The organism is Achromobacter sp. SD115, from assembly GCF_017355315.1.
GTDB lineage: Bacteria > Pseudomonadota > Gammaproteobacteria > Burkholderiales > Burkholderiaceae_B > Achromobacter > Achromobacter xylosoxidans_B.
Genome location: NZ_JADIJM010000013.1, coordinates 108,442 through 128,711 on the forward strand (window position 1 = coordinate 108,442; position 20,270 = coordinate 128,711).

Genomic DNA, 20,270 nt, shown 5'->3' on the forward strand with positions numbered 1-20,270 from the left:
TACGCATGATGTCCAAGCTTCGCTCCCTGATCGTCTGGTCCGTCGTCTTTACCCAGGTCTGGTCGCCAGTGCTGGCGCAGACCTTGCCGATCTCGGTGGACAAGAGCGTGGCGGGCGCGAAGCCTTCCGTTGGCGTCAGCAACGGCGTGCCGGTCATCAACATCGCGCCGCCTTCGGCCGGCGGTGTGTCCAACAACCGCTACACGCAATTCAACGTCGGTCCGTCCGGCGCGGTGCTCAACAACAGCGGCGGCGCCAGCCAGACCCAGTTGGCGGGGCAGGTGGGCGGCAATCCCATGTTGGGCAACCAGCGCGCTAGCACCATTCTCAACCAGGTCACCGCGCCCAATCCGTCGCAACTGCTGGGCACCTTGGAAGTGGCTGGCAACCGGGCCAATGTGATCGTCGCCAACCCGGCAGGCATCACCTGCAACGGCTGCGGTTTTCTGAATGCGGACCGCGCCACCCTGACCACGGGCAAACCGCAGGTCGGGCCTGACGGCAGCATCGGTTTCGATATCGCTTCCGGCAAGATCCGTGTCGACGGCGCCGGCCTGAACGGCGCCAATCTCAGCCAGGTCGATCTCTTGGCGCGCACACTGGAGATCAATGCCGACGTCTGGGCCGACAAGCTCAACGTGACTGCGGGCGCGGCGCGCGTCGATTACGCCTCCGGAGCCGTTTCGGCGCAGGCGGGAGAAGGCGCGGCGCCAGAAGTGGCGCTGGATACCGCGGCGCTGGGCGGCATGTATGCCAACAGCGTGCGCCTGATCGGCACCGAGGCTGGGGTGGGCGTGAACATCGGCGGCAACCTGGTGGCCCTGACCGGCGATTTGCAAGTCACGGCGGCGGGCGACGTCCGCATCGCGCCGCGCGGCACGGCGCAGGCAGCCGGCAATCTGCGCGTGGACAGCGGCCGCGATCTGGCCGTGCAAGGCGCGGCGCAGGCCGGCGCAACGGCCGCGCTCGCGGCTGCGCGCGACGTGTCCGTGCAGGGCGCCGTGGGCGCGGGCGGCGCGCTGACTGTGGAGGCCGGGGGCGATGTGGCGGTGGACGCGCAGGGCAGCCTGCGCACGCAGGGCGCCTTGCGCGTGGCCGCGGGCAAGGACCTTTCCCTGTCGGGAGGTCTGCTGACTTCGGACCAGGACCTGCGCGCGCAATCGGGGCGCAACCTGAAGGTGGCGGGACAGGCTGTCGTGCCGCAACCGGGACAAGGCGGCAGCACGGGCGCGGGGACCGGCGCCGGCACGGGAGCCGGCAATGGCACGGGTTCAGGAACTGGCACGGGCTCCGGTTCCGGCTCGGGCTCCGGCACTGGCGCGGAGCCCGGCAAGACGCCTGAACCGGCTGCGCCGGGCGAACAAGGCGGCGGCGTCTCCACGGCGGGCGGCGTGGTGTCGGCGAAGGAAGGCGTCACGCTGCAGGCGGGGCGCGACATGCTGCTGTCGCGCCAGGTGTACGCGTCTGGCGCGCTGCAGGCGCAGGCCGGCGCGGACGCGGTGTCGGAGGCCGGCGCGCAACTGCAGTCCGGACGCGGCATGGCGATACGCGCGGGCGAGGGCGTCACGTTGGCTGGCGCGGCTTTGACCGATGGCGCGATGCTGATCGAGTCCACGCGCGACCTGCGCCTGGACGGCAGCGCGCTGGCCTACGGCGGCGCGCTGGATCTGAAGAGCGGCGGCGATCTGCGCATGGGCGCGGCCAGCAAGGCGCAGGGCAAGCGTGTCGGGCTGGACGCGGCGCGCGATCTGCGGGCAGATGGCGAACTGGTGTCTGAGAACGCGGCCGGATTGAAGGCCGGACGCGAGGCGGCGGTGGGCGCGCGAGTGCTGGCGCGCGGCGACCTGGATCTGAGCGCGCAAGGCGCGACGGCCGTCACCGGGCAACTGGAAGCCCTGGGGCGCGCGCGGCTGCAGTCCGGGGCAGGCATTGCGCTCACGGGCAGTCTCAGCGGCAATCAGGGCGTGGACCTGCGCGCGGCGGGCCCGCTCGCCATCAGCGGCGCGGTGGGCGCGGCAGCGGGCGAACTGACCCTGGCGTCTGGCGGCGACCTCTCCGTCAGCGGCAGCGCGCAGGCCGGTGGGCCGGTGGTGCTGCGCACGCTGGGCGCGCTGAACGTGGCGGGCACGGTGTCCTCGCTGGCGGGGCTGACGGCCCAGGCGGCGGGCGATGCCACGGTCAACGGCAAGCTGCTGGCCGGCGGTCCGCTGCTGCTGGCAGCGATAGGCCAGGTGGCGGCGGGCGCGGATTCGCGCCTGCAGTCGGACGGCGCCATGCAGCTGCGCGCCGGCCAGAGCCTGTCCGTGGCAGGCATGGCGGAAACCAACGCTGGCCTGACGCTGGGCGCGGGCCGCGATTTGCGCGTGGATGGCGCGGCATTGGCCTATGGCGGCCAACTGTCGATGAACGCCGGCAACGATCTGCGTTTGACCCACGCTAGCCGCACACAGGGCGAGGGCGTGTCGGCGCGCGCGGGCGGTGATCTGCAAGCGGACGGCGCAATCGCTGCGCGCGGCGACGTCGCGCTGATGGCGGGGCGCGATGCGCAGCTTGGCGGCAAGACGGTCGCCACCCGCGACGTGACGCTGGATAGCGGACGCAATCTGACGATCGCGCAGGGCGCGTTGCTGGAGGCGGAACGCGCGGCGCAGATCAAGGCGGGGCAAGACGCGGCGCTGGCCGGCGCGGTGCGCACCAATCAGGGCATAGGCGTCGAAGCCGGGGGCAAGCTGCGCCTGGACGGAGAAACGTCTTCTGTCGCTGGCGCAATCGATCTGCTCGCGGGCGGAGACCTGTCCGTGGGCGCGCAGGGCAAGGCATACGCGGGCGGCGCGCTGAGCGGCGCAAGCGGCGGCGCCTTGCGGGTGGCCGGCGAACTGGCGGGCCAAGGCGGCCTGAGGCTGGCATCGGCAGACGGCGCGACAGTGGACGGCCGGCTGTTGTCCGGCGATGTCTTGTCGCTGCGGGCAGGCACGGACCTGAGCACGGGATCCGCGGCGCAACTGCAATCGTCCAAGGGCATGACGTTGAGCGCGGCCCAGGATGCCCAGCTCGCGGGCATCGCCTTGAGCGACGGGGGCATATCGATAGACGCCACGCGCGGGCTGCGCCTGGATGGCAGCGTGCTGGCTTACGGCGGTAGCTTGTCGATGAGCGCCGGTCGTGATCTGTGGCTGGGCGATATCAGCAAGACCCAGGGCAAAGGAATTAGCGCCCTCGCGGGACGGGATCTCGGCGTGGGTGGCGAGATGGTGGCGCTGGGCTCCGTGGCGCTGACCGCGGGCCGCGATGCAGCTATCGGCGCCAAGCTGAGCGCCGACGGCGGCCTGACGCTGCGCGCTCAAGACACGGCCAAGATCACGGGCCAACTGGAAGCGACGGAAGGCGCAAGCTTGCAAGCCGGCGGCGATGTGGCGCTGTCGGGCAGCGTGCTCAGCAACCAGGGCACGGAACTGCGGGCGGGAGGCGCGCTGGATGTCAGCGGCACGGCCGGCGCGGCACAGGGCGCATTGAGCCTGGCCTCGGATGGCGACATGACCGTGGGCGGCAACGCGCAATCCGGCGGTCCCTTGTCCATGGTCGCCAAGGGCGCGCTGAACGTGGCAGGCACGGTGTCTTCGCTGGCCGGGCTGACGGCCCAGGCCGCGCGCGATGCCACGGTCAACGGCAAGCTGCTGGCTGGCGGCCCGCTGCTGCTGGAAACGATAGGCCAGCTGGTTGCGGGCGCGGATGCGCGCCTGCAATCGGAAGACGCCATGCAGTTGCGCGCTGGCCAGGACTTGATCCTGGCGGGTCAGGCGGAAGCCAACAAGAGCTTGGCGCTGAATGCCGCGCGCGACCTGCGCGTGGGCGGTGCGGCATTGGCCTACGGCGGCCAACTGGCCATGGATGCGGGCAAGGATCTGCGCCTGGACCACGCCAGCCGCACGCAGGGCGAGGGCCTGACCGCGCGTGCCGGCGGCGATCTGCTGGCGGACGGCGCCATGGCGTCGCGCGGCGATATCGCATTGATTGCGGGCGGCGATGCCAGCCTGGGCGGCAAGACCGTGGCCGCGGGCGACCTGAAGCTCGATAGCGGGCGCAATCTGACCCTCGCCCAAAGCGCTCAACTGGACGCGGAAGGCAAGGTGCAACTCAAGGCGGGGCAGGATGCGACGCTGGCGGGCGCATTGCGCAGCAACCAGGGCAACCGCATCGAAGCGGCGGGCGCCTTGCGCCTGGACGGCGCGACCTCGGCAGCATCGGGCGGAATCGACCTGTTGGCTGGAGGCGACCTGACAATAGGCGCCAGCGGCAAGGCGTTGGCAGGCGGCACGCTGCGCGGCGAGAGCGGAGGCGAATTGTCGGTGGCTGGCGAGCTGGCCAGCCAGGGCGCATTGACCCTGGTGTCGGCAGGCGGCGCAACGGTGGACGGCAAGCTGCTGTCCGGCGATGCCTTGTCGTTGCAGGCAGGCAAGGACCTGCGCGCGGGATCGGCGGCGCAATTGCAATCGTCCAAAAACATGACGTTGAGCGCAGGGCAGGACGCCAGCCTCGCGGGCGCCGCCTTGAGCGACGGCGGCATCGCGATCGACGCGGCGCGCGATCTGCGCGTGGACGGCAGCGCGCTCGCCTATGGCGGCGAGCTCTTCATGAATGCCGGCAGCGACCTGCTGCTGGGCAATGCCAGCAAGACCCAAGGCAAGGGCGTCACGGCGCAAGCGACGCGCGACCTCATCGCCGGCGGTGAAATGGTGGCGGCGGGATCGGCCACCCTGACGGCAGGCCGCGACGCGGTGTTCGGCGCCAAGCTGGGCGCCGACGGCGACCTGACGCTGCGCGCGCAAGAGACAGCGAAAGTCACGGGCCAGCTGCAAGCGACGGGCGCTGCCAGCCTGCAAGCCGGCGGCAATGTGGCGCTGTCGGGCAGCCTGCTCAGCAACCAGGGTACGGAACTGCGGGCGGGAGGCGCGCTGGATGTCAGCGGCACGGCCGGCGCGGCACAGGGCGCGCTGACGCTGGCCGCGGACGGAGACATGACCGTGGGCGGCAATGCGCAAGCAGGCGGCCCCTTGTCCATGATCACGAAGGGCGCGTTGAACGTGGCGGGCACGGCGTCCTCGCTGGCCGGGTTGACGGCGCAAGCGGGAACCGACGCCACCGTTACGGGCAAGCTGCTGGCCGGCGGCCCGCTGCTGCTGGAGGCGATAGGACAGTTGCTGGCCGGCGCGGATGCGCGCCTGCAATCGGAAGGCGCCATGGCCTTGCGCGCGGGGCAGGACCTGGTCCTGGCCGGAGAGGCAGAAACCAACAAGGGCCTGACGCTGGATGCCGGGCGCGATGTGCGGGTGGACGGCGCGGCGCTGGCCTACGGCGGCCAATTGACGATGAATGCGGGCAACGATCTGCGCCTGACCGACGCCAGCCGCACGCAGGGCGCAGGCGTGTCGGCGCGCGCCACCGGCGATGTTCAAGCGGGCGGCGCGATGGCCGCGCGTGGCGACATCGTGTTGAACGCGGGACGCGACGCGCGCATCGACAGCAAGGCTGCGGCCACCGGCAACATCTCGCTGATTGCCGTGCGCGACCTTGCCATGGGCAAGACGGCGCAATGGGACGCCGAAGGTTCGTCGCGGGCCCAGGCCGGCAACGACATGACGCTGGCCGGCGCCTGGCGCGGCAACGGCGATATGAGCATGGATGCCACCGGCAAGCTGTCCGTGGACGGCACGCTTGCCGCCAGCGCCGGTGGCCTGAGCTTGAACGCCGGCGGCGATCTGTCGATGAGCGGACTGGCGCGGGTCGCGGCCAAGGGCGCGGTCAACGTCACGACGCTAGGCGATCTCCGCGTGGCGGGCGCGCTCAGTTCCCTGGACGCCTTGACCCTTCAGGCCGCGCGCAACGCGGCTGTGGCGGGACAGGTCTACGCCGCGCGCGGCCTGGACCTGAAGGCGGGCCAGGCGCTGACGGCGGCTAGCGGTTCGCATCTGCAATCCGACACATCGATGACGCTTCAGGCCGGGCGGGATCTGAACCTCGCCGGCACGGCGCTGGCCGAAGGCGGCATGTCGCTGGACGCCGCGCGCGATCTGCGCGTGGAGGGCAACGCGCTCGCCTATGGCGGCGCGCTGCGGCTCAAGAGCGGCAACGACCTGTTGCTTGGGGCGGGCAGCCAGCTGCAGGGCAAGGGCGTGCAGGCCGACGCCGGCCGCGATCTGGCGCTGGGCGGCGTTCTGGTGTCCACCGCGGGCGCGGAACTACAGGCTGTGCGCGATGCGCGCGCGGACGGCAAGCTGGGCGCCGACGGCGCGCTGGACTTCAGCGCCGGGGGCAATCTGCGCATCGGGGCGGCGGCGCAGCTGGACGCCTCGGAGCAGGCGCGGATCGCGGCCGCGGGCAATCTGGAGATGGCCGGGGTCATGCGCGGCGACAAGGGCGCCAGCCTGACCGCCGGGGGCCGCCTGGATCTGTCCGGCACGGCAGCATCCGCCAACGGCGCCCTGGACCTGATCGCAGGCGAAGACCTGGCCCTGTCGGCCGGCAGCCGCGCCTTGTCCGGCGGCGCGCTGCAAGCGCGCGCGGGCGGTTCGCTGACGGCGGCCGGCACGATTTCCTCGCTGGCCGATCTGATCCTGGACGCGGTTGCCGATATCCGCCTCGAAGGCCAGAACCTCGCGGCCGGCAAGCTAGCGCTTCAGGCCGGCGGCGCGCTGGCCACCAGCGCGGACGCACGTCTGCAGGCCGATGGCTCGGTCGATGTGCAGGCCGATAGCGCCACGCTGGCAGGCACGCTGGTGGCGGGCCAATCCGCGGCGCTGCGGATCGACAAGGATCTGACGGTGGACGGCACGGTCCTGGCCGATGCGGGCGCGCTCACCGTGAATAGCGGCGGCGCCATGACGCTGGGCGGCGCAAGCGCGCTGCAGGCGGGCGGACTGTTGGCGGCGCAGGCTGGCGGCAAGCTGCTGGCCAACGGCACGATTTCGGGCGAGCAGGACATCACGCTGAAGGCCGGCACGGACGCCGAACTGAACGGCAAGACCGTCGCCAACGGCACCCTGCGCGCGGACGCGGCCGGGGATCTCACCATCGGCCAGGCGGGTTTGGCCCAGGGCAGCAGCAAGCTGCTGCTGGGCGCGGGCCAGGACCTGCGCATCGCCGGCACGGCCGGCACCGCCACGGGCGCAGGCGCCGCGGGCGGCACGTTGCAGGCACAGGCTGGGCGCGACCTGTTCATCACGGGCACGGCGACCGCCGGCTCGCCCATCGTCCTGGGCGCGCAGCGCGATATCCGCATCGACGGCATCGCCACGGCGCTGGAAGGCGGCCTGACGGCCGACGCGGGCGCGAACCTGCTGGTCGGTGCAGGCGGCAGGATGCAGGCCTCCGACGGGCTCAACGCGCGCGCAGGCGCCAACCTGGGGTCCGACGGCGTCATTGCCTCGGGCGGCGGCCTGACGCTCGCCGCAAGTGGAGACGTCCTGCTGGGCGGCCTTGTCGCTGCCTTGGGCGAACGCGCGGCGGGCGACGCCTCGATCACGGCCGGACGCGATCTCATCGTCAAGCAGAACGGCCAGTTGCAAGCCGCAGGCACGCTGACTGCCCGCGCCGACCGCGACCTGTATGCAACGGGCGCCTTGAGTTCGGTGGGCGACATGCTGCTGGCCGCCGCGCGCGACGCGCGGGTGGACGGCACTGCCGCCGCCGACGCCAACCTGACGCTGACGGGCCGCAACGTCGCCGTGGGCGCGGCGGGGCTGGCGCAGGCCGGCCGCACTCTGACTGCGACCGCCCAAGAGGCGTTGCAGGCGGCCGGACGCATGCTGGCCGGCGGTTCGCAAACGCTGACCGCGGGCGACAAGATCACGGTCGACGGCACCGTCGCCGCCTTGCAAGGCGACCTGTCCTTGACCGCGCAGCGCGGCGACATCGCGCTGGGCGCGGCTTCGCGCCTGCAGGCCGGGGGCGGGCTGACCGCGCTGGCGGGCGGCGCGCTCACCGCGTTCGGCTCGGCCGCCGCGGAACAAGGCATGACGCTGCGGGCAGGCACGGACGCAACGCTGGGCGGTGTCGCCGCCACGCAGGCGGGCGCGCTGATCGCCAGCGCCGGCGGCAAGCTCACCATCACGGCGGACGGCCGCTTGCAGTCCGGCGCGGGATTGGATCTGAGCGCCGGCGGCGCGCTGCTCAACGCGGGCGTCGCGTCCGCGGGCACGCAGGCCAAGCTGTGGGCCGGATCGACGCTGGACAACACTGGATCGGTGCTGGCCGGCGGCGACCTCATCGCCACCGCCTTGGGACAACTTTCCAACGCCGGCCGTTTCGTGGCGGGCGTCGGCGCCGACGGCGCGCTCAGCCGGCCCGGCAGCATCACGCTGACGGGAGGCTCCATTGTCCACGGCGGCACCAGCCTGGCCGGCAAGGATCTGAGCTTGTCCGGGGGCAGCTTGAATCTGGCGGGCGGCAAGCTGTCCGCCATCGGCAAGATCACGCTGGCCACGCCAGGCGACGTCGACAGCCGCAACGCGGTGGTGCAAGGCGGCGCCCTGGCTATCACCGCCGCCAATCTTCATAACCAGGGCGGCAAGCTGACTTCGACCGGCGATGCGACCATCAAGCTGGGCGGCACGCTGAACAACACAGGCGGCGTGATCGCCGCGGCCGGCGATGCGCGCATCGAAGCCGCAAGCGTCGTCAACCGCGACGGCACGCTGGCCGCCCGCGACCTGACCATTACCGCCACCGGCGCGGTGGACAACCGTGGCGGCCTGATCCAGGCCGACAACCAGCTGACCTTGAACGCAGCCAGCCTGGACAACAGCGGCACGCTGACCGCGGCCGGCGCCCCGCCCAAGGGCGTGCTGGGCAAGGTCGTCTCCATCGTGGCGGACCGCGTCAACAACCAGGGCGGCTCCATCGAGGCGATCGAGAACCTGAGCCTGGGCGCCAAGGAACTGGACAACACGGGCGGCACCGTCGCTTCCCAGGGCAACGCGCGCATCGTCGCGGACACGCTCAAGAACACGCAGGGCACGCTGCAGGCCGGCAAGAGCCTGACCGTCATCGCGCAGGTATTGCAGGGGCTGGGCGTGCTGCAATCCGCGGGCGACCTGTCGTTCGCGTATGCCGGCTCCCTCAACCAGGAAGGCGACATCTCCAGCGGCCGCGACCTCAATCTATCGTTGGGCGGCGCGCTGGACAACCGCGCCAAGATCAGCGCCGGCCGCGACCTGAGCATCTCGGCGGACTCGCTGAACAACCAGGCCTCCGGCCAATTGCTGGCCGTCGGCCAGAACCGCATCACGGTGACGCAGGGCCTGACCAACGCCGGCCTCATCGACGGCGGTTCGACCCGCATCACCGCGGGCCGCGTCGACAACTTCGGCCGCATCTACGGTGATGCCGTATCGATCCAGGCCGGCGCGCTGGTCAACGGCGCGGGCGCGGGCGGCGGAGCCGTCATCGCATCGCGCGGGAGCATGGACCTGGGCGTGGGCTCGCTGGTCAACCGCGACCACGCGCAGGTCTACGCGGGCGCCGACCTGCGCATCGGCGGCGCGCTGGACGCCGCCGGCCGCGCCATCGGCCAGGCCGGTTCGCTCCTGAACGCGTCCGCCACTATTGAAGCGGCAGGCAATGCCGACATCTCGGCTGCGTCCCTCCGCAACCAGAACGACCGCTACAGCAACGAAACGGTGCAGGTGTCCAGCACGTCCAAGGTGTACTTCACCCCGGCCGGCACCACCGACATGTACGACGCCGAGACCAATTGGCTGTGCGACGAAGTAACGCCCATGTGCAGCAAGGATCCGGCCTGGCTGAACGACGATCCGGAACGCATGTTCCTGCTGCCGTCGGCCAAGTATCCCGAGTCGCGCTATGGGCCGCCGTTTGATTACGCGCCCAGCAAGAAGGGCAGGGGCGGCGAGACGTCGCCCATCACGCCGACCTATACCCCGCCCGATGTCGGGTGCAGCGGCGGCGACGCGGCAGATCTTTGCTGGGACCGGCCGGAGAAGTTCCTCTACGGTTCCGGTGAGCGCATCTGGGCTGTCTTCGGTGTCACGCCGCCGTCCGGCCCGATGCCGGTCTGGGTGCCGCCGCGCTACGAGAACTGCGCGATCCTCAATGAATGCGCTGCCGAGAAAGCGCGCCGCAAGGCCTACGAAGATGCCTACGCCGCGTACAAGGCGCCGCACATGGAGCTGGAAGCGCGCATCCGCGAGTTCAACGCCGACTTCAACAATCGGCTGGTCGGCACCTTCACCTACTACCGGGTGCAGGAGACCGTCACCGAGACCCGTACCCTCTCGTCCGACCCTGGCAAGATCCTGTCGGGCGGGGCCATGACGCTCACGGGCTCAGTCACCAATGACAAGAGCCAGATCGCCGCAGGCGGCGCGCTCACGGTGGCCGGTCCCGCCATCAACAACATCGGTGCGGGCGGCGAGCGTACCATCACGCGGGCGGGGACCATGACGGTTACCCAGGCGCGTTCGCGCGACCGCAAGGAATACTCCGAGGCTTACAACGCCACCCTCGCGGGCCAGCCCATCGAACTGCCGGTCGGCACCTCCGGCGGCAACGTCGCCGTCCAGCTCAACGGCTCCCGACCCGGCGCCAGCAATGGCGGTGCCGCGCCTGGACCAGTGCTGGTCGCCAGCGTCGGCCTGCCCGGCGGCACGGTGGTGCGCACTGTCTCCAATCCTGCCGGCATTCCGGACAGCCAGCTCTACACCGTCAACGGCAGGCCGGATGCGCCTTACGTCGTCGCCACCGATCCGCGTTTCGTCGGCCAGCGTCCGACCGTCTCCAGCGACTACCTGCTGGACCTGCTGAGCCAGCCCGGCGCGCTGCCCGGCACCACCATCGGCAACGGTGCCGGTTCGGGCGGCGGCCTGGCGGGCCAACGCAACGACCAGCCCGGCACGGCCGGCACGGTCAATGCCGGCGTCGGCACCGGTTCGATCTCGACCCCGGGCCAAGGCGGTGCGTCCGTTGGCGCCAGCAGCGGCCTTGAAGGCCAGCGTATGAACGGCCAAGGCGGCTCCGGCCCCGTCAATGCCGGCGTCGGCGCGGGTTCGATCTCGAACGCGGGCCAGGCCGGCGCCACGGTCGGCGCCAATAGCGGCCTGGACGGCCAGCGCCTGGACGCGCAAGGCGCATCCGGCCCCGCCGGCGCCACGCTCGGCGCGGGCGGCTCGCTCTCTGCCAGCGGCGCCACCGCCGCGGCCGACGGCCAGAACCTGTCCGGCGCGCGCCTGGGCAGCAGGGATTCGCTGGTGCCCGCGGGCGCCAAATTCCTGACACCCTCGGGCCAACCCAAGCGCCTGGGCGACGGCTTCTATGAACAGAAGCTTGTGTCCGACCAGATCCTGGCCACCACCGGCCAGCGCTTCCTCGACAAGTACAGCGACAACGACAGCCAGTACAAAGCCCTGCTCGCCGCCGGTGCGCAGTTCGCCCGCGACAACGGCATCCAGCTCGGCGTCGCGCTGACCGAGGCGCAGCAGCGCCAGCTCACCACTGACCTGGTCTGGCTGGTCGAACAGACCGTCACGCTGCCCGACGGCACCACCGAAACCGTGCTGGTCCCGCAGGTCTACCTGCTGGTGCGCGAAGGCGACTTGAAGGGCGACGGCACCCTCATGGCCGGCCGCGACGTTAAGCTGCAGGCCGAAGGTGACATCGTCAACAGCGGCACCATCGGCGCGCGCAACGCCACCGTCATGACCGCCGGCAACATCGTCAACCAGGGCGGCGGCCTGATCCAGGGCTCCACCGTCGACCTCGCCGCGCGCGAGGATCTGACCAATCTGGTGTCGCTGATCAAGGGCGACAACGTCGCCCTGAAGGCGGGACGAGACATCGCCCTGACGTCCACCGCGGCCTCCGAGAACTTCGGTAGCACCTGGGGCACGCACGTCAGCGGCGTGGCCCGCGTCGACGCAGGCAACCTCAACATGCAGGCTGGCCGCGACATCACGCTGACCGCGGCGCAAGTCTCGGTCAAGGATGACGCGCGCCTGCAGGCCGGGCGTGACATCGCCCTGGAAACGCTTACGGAGAGCCACGGCGAATCGCTGGTCTTGAAGAAGAACAACCGCCACGACCTGAGCACCAGCTCCGAAGTCGGCTCGACCATCGCGGCGGGCGGCAATCTCACGTTGGTCGCGGGCCAGGACGTCAATGCGCGTGCGGCCGAAGTCACTGCTGGCAAGCAGCTGGCGGTGGGCGCGGGACGCGACATCAACCTGGTCGCCGGGGTGGAAACCGGCTCGGCTTATGACGAGGTTCGCTACAAGACCAAGAGCTTCCTGTCGTCCAAGACCACGCACACCATCTCCTCCAGCGACTGGGAACAGGCCAAGGGGTCGACCTTTACCGGCGACACGGCGGTGTTGATGGCTGGGCGGGACTTGAATGTGGTGGGGTCGAATGTCATCGGGGACAACGACGTCACGCTGATGGCGAATCGGGACATCAACATTGCCGCAGCGACCGAGTCGTACAAGGACTACCAGTACGAGAAGGTGACCAAGTCTGGCTTTGGCGGTGGCGGTGGCTTCAGCGTCGGTTATAGCAAGCAGCAACGAACCGACTGGATGAAGGGCGAAAGCGGAGGCTACTCCAGCAGCACTGTCGGCAGCGTGGGCGGCAATCTGACCATCGACGCCGGGCGCGACGTGGGAATCTTCGCCAGCAACGTACTGGCGCAGGACGGAGATATCTCGATCAGCGGCCGCAATGTGGCGATCATCGCTGGCGTCGGTGAAGCCCGTCAGCACGAGTACCACGAGTTCAAGCAATCCGGAATCACGATAGGCGTGGCGGGCGGCGTGCTCGGTGCCGCCCAACAGATACACGGCACGCTCAAACAGGCAGACGATGCCAAGAGCGGCCGCCTGGCTGCGGTCAAAGTGGGCCAGGCCGCCTATCAGGCGGTGCAGGCCAATCGCATGCTGGAGGCTGCAGAAGGAACCAATGCCACGGCAGCGGATAAGGAGAACGCCAGCGCGCAGATCCAGATCAGCGTAGGCGCCAGCAAATCGGTCAGCGAAACGAAGCGCACGCAGGAGTCGGTATTCGGCTCTTCCGTCATGGGAGGCGGCAATGTCTCCATCGTGGCGTTGGGTGAGCGAGGCGTTCCGGGCTCGGGCAATTTGTCCATCATCGGAAGCGATGTCACTGGCAAGAACGTGCTGCTTGGAGCCACGAACGATCTTTCGCTGCTGAGCCAGGCACAGAGTTCCACGGAGACCTCAACCAACAAGAACAGCGGGTGGAAGGTGGGCGTGGGCATTGGCGTATCCGACAGCGGTAGCGGCGGCGGCATCAACATCTTCGCCAGCGGTTACATGGGTAGTGGCAACGCCAAGGGCAACGGCACGACCTATCGCGAGACTCAGGTCAGCGCGCGCGACAACCTGACGCTGGCATCGGGACGCGACACGCTGCTGGAGGGCGCACAGGCTCGTGCCGACAGCATCCGCGCCGATATCGGACGGAATCTGACCATCACCAGCCAGCAGGACACCGACCGTTATGACGCCAAGCAGAAACAGGTCAACGCAGGGGGCAGCTTCAGCTTTGGTTCCATGACCGGTAGCGCCTATGTCGGCGCGAGCATGGGCAAGACCAAGTCGAACTATGACAGCGTCATCGAGCAGTCCGGGCTTTTTGCAGGCGCGGGCGGTTTCGACATCAACGTGGGCAAGCACACTCAGCTGGACGGAGCGGTGATCGCCAGCGACGCGGAAGCAGCCAAGAACAGACTTTCGACCGAGACCCTTGGCTTTACCGACTTGAAGAACAAAGCCGAGTACAAGGCCACCACTACCGGTGTGAATCTGGGCATGTCGGGCGCGTTCGATGTTGCCAACAAGGGGGGCGCCAACAAGGCGGGGCCGTCGGGCTTCAGCTTTGGCCAAACCAGCGGAAGCGACTCCGGCACGACCTACGCCGCGATCGATCGAGGCACGATCGAGGTGCGCTCGGACAAGGATAGCGGTCGCGACAGCACGGCCGGCCTAAGCCGGGACACCGCAGGTGCGAACGGCAGCATCGGACAGATCTTCGACAAGGACAAGGTCCGCGAGCAACTGGAGTTCCAACAGGCCTTTGGGCAACTGGGGATGCAGCTTGCCGGGGATCTGACAAAGAAGCTGGAAAAGGACTATCCCGAAATTTGGGGGGAGGGAAAGCTTGGAAAAATCGCTGTGCATTCGATTGTCGCGGCAACTGGCGCGGCTCTTGGCGGTGGGAACATTTCCGGAGCAATTGCAGGTACCGTCGCAGGCGATCTGACTACGGCATCGTTGAAGAATGCAATCGATGAGGCAATGAGCAACCTGCCTGCATCCGTTCGGAAAGATGTCGCCAACGTCGCTCTGAATACATTAGCTGGCCTGGCGGGTGGCTTGGCGGGTGGAGCGAATGGAGCGGGCGCAGCCCTTTCTGCTGACATGTTCAATCGTCAACTTCATCCTGCTGAGAAAGAGCTCGCTAAGAAGCTCGCCTCAGACGCGAAGAATAGTGGGCTTGAAGTAACGACTGAGCAGATTGAAGCGCAGCTACGCAGAATGGAAGTAACCTTCATAAACGGTGAAACCTATGTGGGAGTGCCGGCGGTAGTAGTGGGTGAGCAAAATATGCAAGACAGAGGAACAAATTTCTCTGTGATAGGACACACCGAGGATGGTCGGCAGATCTGGATGGAATTCTCTTCACCTGCGGATGCTCAATTGCAGGACCTTATTCTGCGTCATTCCAACGGGGGGGCGGTTCCTACCGGCGTTTCGTACAAAGCAGAGCCGAATTTGGTCAACTACTGGGAGTATTTCGGTCTACCAAAGTCGGGGGGGGCGGACAAATCTCCATTGACTCAATATTGCGTGACAGCAGAGTGTGCGGCGGGTTTGCCCAGAAACATGTCTGCAGCGGATTACCTGGATAGGCGCAATCAGAATGCAGATGTTCTCGCATACCTTGGTAAGGCAAATGGTCGTTTTGGTGCAATAGCTGGGACTATAGGAAGTGTGCCGACAAACCCATATGCACCGGGGGCTCTCATCGCGGCAAGAGGTTCCGAGGTGGCTGGTTGGTTAATTGGTGGTCTCGAGCAGGCAATTAGGCCGAATCCTCAATCCTATGCGCTAGGTGCCGGAGTGGACCTGGGAGCCAAACAGTTGACGAGCAAGTTTCCAAATGGCGCGATGTTGTTTAACGAGATTGGTGAATATATAAAGAGTAAATATGGAAACTAACTTCTTGAGCAGAATAAAACGTCATTTAATTCTGGATGGTTCTATTAAGTCTATTTATCAATATTTTTTGACTGTTTCCGGAATCGCATTGATATTTTTCGATATAAAAATTTGGGAGACGGGCTGGATTTTCTATGTTGGTCTGATTTTGGCAGGAATTGGAGGTCTATCAGGTAGAGCGATAGCGTTAAAAATAAAGCCATTTGAGGATCCTCCTTATCCCAAGGGGTGGCTCGATAAGAAAGGTGAGAGGCAGTCGTCAGATAAGAACTAGTGCAGGAGTTGTTTGGTGTATGTGGAGAAATAAAGTGGTGGGCTGATTCCGTTGGACGGGGGGGTGAGATGTTTTTAAATTTCAGCGTAGTTAAAGAACTTTGGATAGATCTTTGAGAAAATATTGGCGTGCCTCATTTTATAATTTAGCGGCGTCCTTCGCTGTTGTGCTGACATTTTCAGGCTGTTCGTTCATTATGGGATCCCCTCCCGCACCCCTGTTAACGAACCCCGCACCTCAAGAACTCATCAGCCCGGTGCTGATCTACACCACCGACTGCGATTTCAAAAAGAAAATTGATAGTGTCGGATTCATAGGCGCCAGAACCGCCTATCCTGCGACCTACGCTGCGGAATCAGTATGCAACGCATTGAATGCCGAACTGCCAGCTGCCATGGATGCGGCTGGTGTCAAGGCAATATTAAAGTTGCGCAAATTCGACCTCAAGACGGCCAGGCCGGAAACGATGAAAGAGGATGCACTGACCGCAGGCGTCAAGTATGTAGTCGCGGTGAGCCAGCCGAACGCATTTGAGGGTTCTCAGCAGTATCCGGCCAGCGTATCGGTGGGTATTCGTCTGTATGACGCGGAGTCGGGCGAGTACCGGGGCATGGCAGAAGATACGTATGGGATTTCGCTGCGTGACTTTTCAAACCGTGGGCCGAACGCCGAGGGACAGCGGATCGCAGCGGATGTCGCGAACAAGCTGGCGCGCTCCATGGTGCAGCGGTGCATCGAGAAGTATCCCTACCAATGTCATAAGACTGGCCTGCTGCGTTTCGCGGAACCTCGTGATGCATTCGGGAAATAATCTATCAATTAGCAGGGCGTCGGGCTGGATTTCTTCAGCTGAAACTGTAGTCTTCGCTTGATGCAAGCATCAGAATTTATCTTGTGCCGAGGTTCGTGAAGTGTCGAATTTTATGTTTCGAATATTGGTCCCTGTATTAGTGATATCTGGCGGGCTCTCAGGTTGCTCAGCAACCAATCCTAATATTCTCAATAGCTACGACGCGACCCAAAACTCACGCGTCCGTGTTTTTGTCTACACCGCCGATCGAATTCGTCTGGATTTTGATCGTATCTGCTACACCAGTCCTGGCCTGTTGGGACATGGGGAAGGGTTGGAGACCATGCAGCGGAGCCATTATCAGGGCAGTCGCAGCGTTGGCATGGCTCCCACTTCAAAGCGTGGCGATGCTGTCTTCGATGAATTCATCATAAAGGCCGGCGTTCCCTTGACCATATATGGTCAGGTCGGTGGTAAGTATCATTCGCCGAGCGTCTCCATTTATATGCGCGAAACGCGTGACGCAGGCTATTTCACGCCGATAGCTGGCGCGAACTACGAGATATATGTTCGGGATCGCAAAGTAATCGTCGAAGATCTAGGCGTGGACGGCGTAGGTAGCGCCAGCCGACTCATTGAACTCACTCCCACGAAGGCTTGTGCGGCCAACGGAAGTTAAGAACTGCATGCGTTTGCCGTTAGTTTGGTAGCGGAGATTTGGTCATGTCTTCGCTGTAGATGGCTGAAGCATGGGCTGACGTGCCTACCCTGCCATTTTCCATATGCCGGTCTTGATCTGACCTTTTGGGTCATCTGGATTTGGCTATCGACTGCCAGACCGGCGACGGTCCACGCCTAGCTAGAGAGTCGGGGAATTCACGGAGTGCGTTGTGCGGCAAAAACTACCAATACTGCGGGTCGCCCGCCAAACCTTCGATTACCTGGGCGACCACGGCGGACCGTTGATCGGCGCGTCGCCCCTGTTGATCCTGATCCTGCTGGCAGGCATTGCACTCGGCATGCACCTGGATTACATGGCGTATGTCGAGCACAGCAAACTGCTGGAATTGACAGGCTGGGTGGTGAGCACGGCCGCGCCGGTATTGGCGGCGGTGGCTTGGCACCGATGCATTCTGCTGGGCGAGACGCCGCCCGCGCGCGTCGTGGCGGGCAAGCCGGAGCGCATGTATTTCATCGTGCTGATCGTGGGCGCCGCCTTGATGTTCGTGACGACACTGTTGTGCTACATCGTGATGTTGTTCGCGCAGGGGCCGGACGGCTCACATTGGCTCGGCGTTGTGTTGGTACTGCTGCTGATGCTGGCGCCGTGTTTTTTCATGGGCTACATCTTCCTGGCATTGCCGCACGCCGCCCTGACCGGCAAGATGGAAATATCGCGGATCGCGCCGCTGGTGCGAGGCAACCGGTTGCGCCTGCTGGCCGTGGCCGCGCTGCCGGTGCCGCTGTTGCTGCTGCTGGAGGCGGCCCGGATCTTTGTGCTGCAGATGCCGAGAGAGCCGAGCATCGGATACTACCTGTACAGCGCCATCGCGACATTCGCCGCCACTCTGATTTCCGTGACATCGATGTCGGTCAGCTATCGGACGCTGGCGCTTAAGCCCATGGAAGAGGGTGTTCAACTCGCACCGAGTGCCACGGTGACTTGATCCGGGCATGGGGGAGCGCCTGGACAACGACATTGATTTCCTACTCGGCTGGCTCGACGATCAGCCGAAAAAAAGGTGTCAGACTACATTTCTCATAGCTAAAAATGTAGTCTGACACCTTTTCTGGCGCAACAGCCGAATGTGTAGCTGGTTTGGCTCCGAACATGACTCAGCTGGGTCATGTTCAACAGGCGATTCGAGCTGCAGATAACGCCGCTAGGGTGTCGAGTATGGCCGGGAGAATCGCTGCTGCAGCAACTGCCGCGGGAAATGCCCCAGTTGCTGGTGCCGCCACCGCGATAGGTGCTGCAAGTAGTCTGTTCGAGCAAATGGTGAGGCCAAATTGGAAAAAATCTGTAAGTGATTCGACCGTTGATATGGTAGGCGCTTCTGCGTCAGATAGATATCCAGTGCTTGCGCCCGCTATTAATGAGCTTGCGGAGTTGGTAAAGAGCAATGGTTATTTGAATAGTGTTGGTAGGAGATAACATGAGTTTCTATGGCGTGATAATCGCGGAAGGAAATTTCAAGCGCTGGCTCCGAGGATTGTTAATTTGGGTTGGGGTTGTCTTGGCCCTGCTTGGATTGCGGTTTGATATTTATTTTTTGGCCCTGACCGGAGTGGTGATTGGGGGCGTGGGTATGTATGCGGCGAAGGCCGCTATGGTTAATGTCAAGCCCTTCAGGGAAAAAGGGAAGTACTGAATTTTAAGGTTATTGCGTTCAGGGGCTCGAAAAGAAGAGCGTCGCCTATTTTTTGGTCGAGTAGAAAATCACGGAAAACGGGAGAAATTCTCGTGCTGGCTAAAATTGATCGCAATGACGGCTTCCATAAATAAGGTAAAAATAGGTGTCAGACTACATTTTCCATGCAGCGTTGCCCTCACTCTTGGCGGCCCAGCCTTGGACAGACAAGGTCGGCCATTGAGGCTGGTTCCGGATTGCCGCTGTACGGGAATCAGATCCAGATATGCCGCCAGGCCCTCTGCGGAGTTGATTCGCCTCCAGCGCATGATCGATACGATCGCGTTTGGCGGCTGACCTCTCGCAACAGGTTGGGGGAGCTTGTGGGGCGAAAAAAATTCAAGAAACAAACCCAAGACATTAAGAATCGCCCTGGCCAGCCGTTAGCTATCAATAGAAGAAGCGTAGCTTCAGGCTCCCTCCTGAGCGGCTACGACGCAGGATTCCTATCCCAGGGCAGCGCAACGGGGCGACGCACTGGGACAGCGCCGGCAAATTGATTCATCAGACTGCTGCCTATCGAGCAGCCCGGCCAGGACTTTTTCCCTTGGGACGCGTCCATCTCCATGGTTTTGTACGGACACGGCGTGACCCGCTGCTACGAAAGTGGCGATTGGGTCTGATAACTCTTCGAATAAAAAAATTCAAACTTGCCGTGGCTGCGCTGCGATAGTCATCTGGCAAGCCAAGAAAGAATTCGAACAAGGAATAGACCTCACAAAAACAAGTGAGGCTGGCGGCCCGCGGGAGGGCCGTTTCGGCACTTGGTGCCATACGGGTTTGTTTTGAAGTTCTGGAGGATCATGAAGTTCGTCAAAAAAATACCTTACGCCCTGAAGCGCGCCGTTTTCCGCGCGTCTCCGGTTCTTGCCAGATCTCTCGGCTTTGATTTTCGCTTGCGGGTGCCTAGCCGGATGTTCATGGAGCGAGAAGTCTTCGACTACGTCAATCAACAGTTCCGGCGCGGCACGGCGGCTCCGGCGGCAAGGTGCCTTTTCATCGGTTTGGATAAGCACAACTGGCACTACGACCGGCTGCTGGATCCGGACTTCTATTCAATAGATCTGAATCCCCGCAATGCGGCCTATGGCCAGCCCAACAGGCACGTGGTGGGTTCGGCGACAGAATTGTCTTCCTACTATCGGCCGAACAGCTTCGATGTGGTGATCGCCAATGGGCTTATCGGGTTTGGCCTGGATACCGAGGAAGCGTTCAACCAATTGATGTTTGAATGCCATCGCGTCTTGGCCAGCGATGGAATGCTAGTGCTCGGCTACAACGACAAGCCCGACCGCCTGAACTTCAATGTTGAGCAGGCCCCGGGGTATCAAGTCTTCAAGACCTTCGAGCCTGGCATAGCGGGTATGACAGGGGCGCGCCACGTCGTGGCGGACGGGTTCCAGCATTGCTATGTATTCCTGCGGCCACGGCGCATGGGGCATGTCGCCGGAGAGATGGATATTGCTGCTGCGGCTTGAGCTGGCGCGGGGTCGGGACTGCAGGGAATAGTGAGCTGCGTGCATGTGGCTGCATGCATGCAGCCTGATCAC

At 64.9% G+C, this 20,270-nt stretch carries 7 protein-coding genes and 1 pseudogene; 7 read left to right on the plus strand and 1 reads right to left on the minus strand.

Features of this window, described 5'->3' with window-relative positions; genetic code table 11:
* Positions 1-5 precede the first annotated feature (5 nt).
* The 6 genes from IPU70_RS19090 (at position 6) to IPU70_RS19115 (ending at position 18,681) form a co-directional block, all read left to right on the plus strand.
* On the plus strand, positions 6-15,245 hold the full coding sequence (locus IPU70_RS19090) for a hemagglutinin repeat-containing protein (RefSeq protein ID WP_207469375.1): 15,240 nt from the start codon (positions 6-8) through the stop codon (positions 15,243-15,245).
* Positions 15,235-15,519 (plus strand): hypothetical protein, encoded by a 285-nt coding sequence (locus IPU70_RS19095; RefSeq protein ID WP_207469377.1) that lies wholly within the window; start codon positions 15,235-15,237, stop codon positions 15,517-15,519. The genes IPU70_RS19090 and IPU70_RS19095 overlap by 11 nt, the downstream gene beginning before the upstream one ends.
* A 112-nt stretch (positions 15,520-15,631) precedes the next feature.
* Entirely contained in the window at positions 15,632-16,330 is a 699-nt protein-coding gene (locus tag IPU70_RS19100; protein WP_207469379.1) for a hypothetical protein, read from the plus strand.
* 112 nt (positions 16,331-16,442) lie between these two features.
* Complete coding sequence (locus IPU70_RS19105; protein WP_207469380.1) at positions 16,443-16,988, plus strand: hypothetical protein; 546 nt, start codon at positions 16,443-16,445, stop codon at positions 16,986-16,988.
* A 211-nt stretch (positions 16,989-17,199) separates the two neighbouring features.
* Positions 17,200-17,976, plus strand: a complete 777-nt coding sequence (locus IPU70_RS19110; RefSeq protein ID WP_207469382.1) for a hypothetical protein — start codon at positions 17,200-17,202, stop codon at positions 17,974-17,976.
* Positions 17,977-18,465: 489 nt separating this feature from the next.
* Positions 18,466-18,681, plus strand: a complete 216-nt coding sequence (locus IPU70_RS19115; RefSeq protein ID WP_207469384.1) for a hypothetical protein — start codon at positions 18,466-18,468, stop codon at positions 18,679-18,681.
* 164 nt (positions 18,682-18,845) lie between these two features.
* Here the strand turns inward: IPU70_RS19115 and IPU70_RS19120 are convergent.
* Positions 18,846-19,016, minus strand: a pseudogene (locus tag IPU70_RS19120) (transposase); the annotation flags it as partial.
* A gap of 507 nt (positions 19,017-19,523) precedes the next feature.
* Here IPU70_RS19120 and IPU70_RS19125 point away from each other — a divergent pair.
* Positions 19,524-20,198, plus strand: a complete 675-nt coding sequence (locus IPU70_RS19125; protein ID WP_207469386.1) for a methyltransferase domain-containing protein — start codon at positions 19,524-19,526, stop codon at positions 20,196-20,198.
* Positions 20,199-20,270: the final 72 nt, after the last annotated feature.

What these genes read in the sequence shown, in the direction of transcription:
- IPU70_RS19105 (WP_207469380.1), top strand. Translation starts at nt 16,443, where the DNA reads ATGTTTCGAATATTGGTCCCTGTATTAGTGATATCTGGCGGGCTCTCA.
- IPU70_RS19095 (WP_207469377.1), top strand. Translation starts at nt 15,235, where the DNA reads ATGGAAACTAACTTCTTGAGCAGAATAAAACGTCATTTAATTCTGGAT.
- IPU70_RS19125 (WP_207469386.1), top strand. Translation starts at nt 19,524, where the DNA reads ATGAAGTTCGTCAAAAAAATACCTTACGCCCTGAAGCGCGCCGTTTTC.
- IPU70_RS19090 (WP_207469375.1), top strand. Translation starts at nt 6, where the DNA reads ATGATGTCCAAGCTTCGCTCCCTGATCGTCTGGTCCGTCGTCTTTACC.
- IPU70_RS19115 (WP_207469384.1), top strand. Translation starts at nt 18,466, where the DNA reads ATGAGTTTCTATGGCGTGATAATCGCGGAAGGAAATTTCAAGCGCTGG.